This window comes from Kitasatospora sp. NPDC004240 (assembly GCF_053603215.1).
Map to the genome: position 1 here is coordinate 1 of NZ_JBSGFD010000358.1, position 4,734 is coordinate 4,734.

4 protein-coding genes and 1 pseudogene are annotated in these 4,734 nt (G+C 76.5%); 3 read left to right on the forward strand and 2 right to left on the reverse strand.

Features of this window, described 5'->3' with window-relative positions:
- A pseudogene (locus ACWEQL_RS41080) lies at positions 1 to 130 on the forward strand (IS630 family transposase); the annotation flags it as partial.
- On the opposite strand, the gene ACWEQL_RS41085 reads toward ACWEQL_RS41080, so the two are convergent.
- Both ACWEQL_RS41085 and ACWEQL_RS41090 read right to left on the reverse strand, forming a co-directional pair.
- Positions 127 to 1,488, reverse strand: coding sequence for an ABC transporter substrate-binding protein (locus tag ACWEQL_RS41085; RefSeq protein WP_452156522.1), 1,362 nt, complete (start codon positions 1,486 to 1,488; stop codon positions 127 to 129). The pseudogene ACWEQL_RS41080 and the gene ACWEQL_RS41085 overlap by 4 nt on opposite strands.
- Before the next feature lie 52 nt (positions 1,489 to 1,540).
- Positions 1,541 to 2,110 (reverse strand): hypothetical protein, encoded by a 570-nt coding sequence (locus ACWEQL_RS41090; protein WP_452156524.1) that lies wholly within the window; start codon positions 2,108 to 2,110, stop codon positions 1,541 to 1,543.
- A 112-nt stretch (positions 2,111 to 2,222) separates the two neighbouring features.
- Between ACWEQL_RS41090 and ACWEQL_RS41095 the strand changes: the two genes are divergently transcribed.
- Positions 2,223 to 2,822 (forward strand): hypothetical protein, encoded by a 600-nt coding sequence (locus tag ACWEQL_RS41095; protein ID WP_452156526.1) that lies wholly within the window; start codon positions 2,223 to 2,225, stop codon positions 2,820 to 2,822.
- On the forward strand, positions 2,819 to 4,687 hold the full coding sequence (locus ACWEQL_RS41100; RefSeq protein WP_452156528.1) for a branched-chain amino acid ABC transporter permease: 1,869 nt from the start codon (positions 2,819 to 2,821) through the stop codon (positions 4,685 to 4,687). The genes ACWEQL_RS41095 and ACWEQL_RS41100 overlap by 4 nt, the downstream gene beginning before the upstream one ends.
- Positions 4,688 to 4,734: the final 47 nt, after the last annotated feature.

Sequence of the window (4,734 nt, forward strand, 5' to 3'; positions counted from 1 at the left end):
AGCCGACATCCGTGACTGGATCGCCACCTGGAACACCGACCCAAAGCCCTACGTCTGGACCAAGACCGCCGACGAGATCCTCGAACGCCTCGCCGAATATCTGAAGCGAATTCCAGACTCAGGACACTAGGGCCGGTACGGCAGCTGCGGCACCTCGAAGCAGGTGTCGGTCATGGACGGCACCTGGGTGACCCAGCCGCCCCGGCCGTCCCCGGCGGCGTCCTCCCAGCGGGCGGCGTTGAGGCAGACCCGGGCGGGGCCGCCGGGCGGGGGCGTCGGGACGAAGTCGGCGGGCAGCAGCAGCCCGTGCGCGTCGTACGGCTCGGGGCGGTTCATGAAGCGCTCGACGCAGACGCGGGTCAGCTCGGCGCCGCAGGAGTCCATCGCGTCGGTGAGCCACTGGGCGCCGGCCCAGCCCTCCAGCTCCCAGGCGGACAGCAGCGGCGCCCGGTCGGGGTACCAGCGGGCCATCGCCTCGCGGAACGCGCGCACCGCCGGGTACCGGTCACCGTCCTCGTAGTTGAGGCTGGAGGAGGTCGCCCAGAGCACGTCGCGGCAGCGCGGCGAGCCCTGGTAGTCGGTCCGCACGGTCTCGGACCAGTTCTGCACGTTGGTCACCTTGGCGGTCACCTGGACGCTGGCCTCGTCCAGGGCCCGGCACAGGGCGGCGTTGCCCCGGGTGTCCATCGCGTCGAAGAGCAGCTGGGAGCCGTCGGCGTGGACGGCGGCGGCCACCGCCTGGAAGTTGGGCAGCGCGAAGTCGACGGTCTGGGTCAGCACCCGGTAGCCCTCCGCCTCCAGGCCCTCCCGCAGCTGGGCGGCGTAGCGGGCCGAGTCGGCCTGGTTGTAGGCGACCACGGCGGCGCTGGTGGCGCCCAGGCGCTCCTTGAAGAACCGGTACACCTCGGTGGTCTGGTAGAGCGTGCCGTTCCAGCCGACCGCGTGCCCGTCGCGCGGGGCGGCGCTGCCGTAGATGCCGTACAGGTGGGGCCAGCGGTCGTAGGCGGTGCCGATCGGCTGGCCGCCGACGTCGGGCACGCCCTTGCCGCTGACGTACCCGGCGCCGGCGTAGTCCAGCACGCTGCCGGAGACCAGGGCGAAGACCTGGTCGCGTTCGACCAGCCGGTGGACGCAGTCCTGGTTGCCGATGCCGCTGCCGCCGTCGTCGCAGGTCACCACCTTGACGGTGCGCCCGTGCAGGCCGCCCCGGTCGTTCAGGGACTGGAAGAAGGCCAGTGCGCCGTAGCGTGGGCCGCTGAACACCTCGCTGCCGACCGGGCTGGTCAGCGAGGTGACGATGCCGACCTTGACCTCGGTGGCGCCGACGCCGGTGTCACTGGCCCGGTTGCCGGGCTCGGCCGGGGCGGTGGCGCCCGTCGGGGCGGTGGGACGCGCGGTGAAGGCGGCCTGCGGCAGCCGGGTGCCGCAGGCCGGGACCGCCGCCAGCAGCAGGGCGGCGGCGGCGCTCCCGGCGCGGGTCAGCCGCATCGCGGGTCGGCCCGGGGGCCGTCGGTCGTCGTCCGGCGGTCGGGGCCGGCGGTCAGCTGCACCCGGGGATCGGGCTGGAGCCGCCCGCCTGGGCCAGCAGGCCGCAGAGGGTGGAGCGGGAGACCTTCCAGGTGCCGTCGTCGAGGACGGCCTGCCCGGTGGCGGCGGGTTCGACCACGTTGCCCTGGAGGGAGAGCGAGTAGGTGACGACCGCGTCGGTGGCCGAGCTGAAGGCCACGTCGGTGACGTCGGCCTGCACCTGGCCGACCCGGGGGTCCTGCGCGAAGCCCTCCAGGACCGGGGTCAGCTGGTCGCCGTTCTGGAGCAGCGCGGCCTTCTCCGTGATCGTGGTCTGCGGGGAGAAGAACTTCTCCCAGTTGGTGGTGACCTCCGCCGTGGCCGCCGCCACGTCCGCCGGCGCCGTGCCGGCGGCGGTCGCCGTCGCGGTGGCGGTCGGGGTGGCCGTGGCCGTCGCCGCGGTGGTCGCCGCGGTCGGGGAGGGGGAGGCGGTGGACCCGTCGTCGTCCCCGCAGGCGGCCAGGGCGGCGACCAGCAGGACCGCGAGCAGCGCGCTCACGGACCACCGGACCGGGCCGCCCCTGCGGGCGCCACTCTGCGTCACGTCCATGGTGTACCTCTCGGTGCTCGTCGCCCGCGGTCGTCCCGAGGCGCTCCCGGATGCCGCTCCGGGCCGATTCTGGGAACGTCGCATTCGACACCATCAAGGCGGATCCATGGACGAAGCGCAATCCGGGGACGAAAGCACCCGTACCGCCACCCAGGGGACCGGGCGCGCCGCCCGGGCCGCCCGGGAGTGGCTCGGCTGGATCGTGCTGGCCGCCGGGGCGGTCCTGTGCGTGCTCGGCTGGTACGGGATCTCGGGTGAGCGCTACGTCGAGCAGCAGCTGCCGTTCCTGGCCTCCGCCACCGTCCCGGGCGCGGCCCTGATCGTGGCGGGCGCCGTACTGGCCGCGCCGCTCCGGGCACCGGGCCGCCGGGAGGAGCTGACGGACCACCGGGTGGCGCGGCTGTACGCCCTGCTGGTCGAGCCGGAGCCGGGGGCGCCCCGCGCCGGGGCCCCACCGCCCCCGCCGGCGGGCGGCCCGCTGGCCGTGCCGGCGGGCACCGTGTACCACCGCCCCGGCTGCGCGCTGATCGCCGGCCGCCCGGCGGCCGCGCCGGTCGACGCGGCGGCCGTACGGGAGCGCGGGCTCACCCCGTGCCGGCTCTGCGACCCGCCGGAGCCGGGGGCCGGACCACCCGGGGAGCCGGCACCGGGGCCGCCGGGGCCTTCCCCGGGGCTGACGGGGCCTGCGCCGGAGCCGGGCGGATGAGCGGCTCCTCGTCCCTCGACCTCACCGTCGACCTGGCGCTCGCGGGGCTCACCGTCGGCGGCGCCGCCGCGCTCAGCGGCATCGGCCTGGTGGTCTGCCACCGGGCCACCGGCGTGCTCAACCTGGCCCAGGGCGCCCAGGCGATGATCGTCGCCTACCTGCTGCGCGAACTGGTCGTCGTCCGGGGCTGGCCGGTCTGGCCCGCCGTCGCCTGCTGCCTGCTGGTCGCCGCCCCCGCCCTCGGCGTGCTGCTGGACCTGCTGGTCTACCGGCCGCTGCAACGGCGCGGCGCCGGGTCGACCGAGAGCATGGTGGCCGGCATCGGGGTGTTCGTGCTGCTGATCGGCGCGGCCGTGCTGGTCTGGGGATCCGCCCCGCTGGCCGGCGCGCCCTCCCCGTTCGGCGGCGAGCCGATCGGGTTGCCCGGCGGGCACACGCTGCGGCCGGACACCGTGGCGCAGCTGGTCGCGATCCTGGTGCTGTCGCTCACCGTGGCCGCGACGACCCGCTACACCCGCTTCGGCCTCTGGCTGCGCGCGGTGGTCGACGACCGGCGGCTGGCCACCCTGGCCGGGGTCGACGCCGACCGGGTGGCGGCGGCCGGCTGGGCGTTCGGCTCGTTCGCCGCCGGGCTGGTCGGGGTCGCGCTGGCGCCGTACCTGCTGCTCGACCCGTACGGGCTGCCGCTGCTGGTGATGGAGACCATGGCGGTCGCGGTGGCGGCGGGGCTGCGCAGCATCCCGGTGGCGGTGGTGACGGGTCTGGGGCTGGGGATCGTCCAGAGCGAGCTGACCCGGGTACGCCCGTCCGGGCAGCTGCTGCCGCTGGTCCAGGCCGTACAGGCGAACCTCTTCGTGATCGCGCTGCTGGTCGCCGCGCTGGCCGCCGGCACCCGGCTGGGCGACGGCGGCGCCCCGCTGCCGGCCCGGCCGCCCGGGGGCGGCGCCGGACGGACGGCGGCGATCGTCTGCGCGGTGCTGCTCCTGCTGCCGCTGGGCTTCCGCCAGGACGACCTGCGGGGCGCGCTGATGGTGCCCGCGCTCGCCCTGGTGCTGCTGTCCGTGGTGGTGGTGACCGGCTACGGCGGGCAGGTCTCGCTCGGCCAGGCCGGGTACGCGGGGATGGGCGCGCTCGGCACCGCGCTGCTGATGTCCGGCCGGGTGCCGGGGATCCCGGCGCTGCCCGCGGCGGCGGCGCTGCTGCTCGCCGTGCTCGCCACCGCGCCGCTCGGACTGCTCACCGGCTGGCCGGCGATCCGCCGCCGGGGGCTGGCGCTGGCCCTGGTGACGCTCGCGGTGGGCACCGCGATGAGCCGCTTCGTCTTCCAGCAGCCGTACGCGACCACCGGGCTGACCCTGGACCGGCCGGCCTTCCTGGACGGCGACCGCGCCTACTACCTCGCCGAGCTGGTGCTGCTGGCGGCCGGCCTGCTGGTCGTCCGGGCACTGCACCGGGGGCGGCTCGGCCGGGCGCTCACCGCGATGCGCGACCACGAGGCGGGCGCGGTCGCGGCGGGGGTGGACGTACCCGGGCTGAAGCTCTTCGCCTTCGTGGCCGGCGCCGCGCTGGCCGCGCTCGGCGGGGCCCTGCTGGGCCTCGCCGGACGGGCCTTCGACGCGGCCTCCTTCGACCCGGTGCGCGGGCTGCTGTGGTTCGCGGCGGTGGTCGTGGCCGGGGCGGACTCCGCGGTCGGCGCGGTCCTGGCCGCCGCCCTGATCATCGGCCTGGACGCGGGCACCACGGCCGGCGTCTCGGCGGTCGCGGTCGGCGTCCTGGCCGCGGCGATCGGCCGCCTCCCCGGTGGCCTCGCCGCCCTGCCCGGCCACCTCCGCGCGGGGAGCACCGGGGACTCGGCGCCCGGGTAGCGGAACCCGACGTCGCGCAGCTCCAGGTTGCCCCGGTCGAGCAGTTC

Excerpts from the sequence above, each read along its gene's own strand:
- ACWEQL_RS41085 (WP_452156522.1), bottom strand. The coding sequence starts at position 1,488 with ATGCGGCTGACCCGCGCCGGGAGCGCCGCCGCCGCCCTGCTGCTGGCG.
- ACWEQL_RS41095 (WP_452156526.1), top strand. The coding sequence starts at position 2,223 with ATGGACGAAGCGCAATCCGGGGACGAAAGCACCCGTACCGCCACCCAG.
- ACWEQL_RS41100 (WP_452156528.1), top strand. The coding sequence starts at position 2,819 with ATGAGCGGCTCCTCGTCCCTCGACCTCACCGTCGACCTGGCGCTCGCG.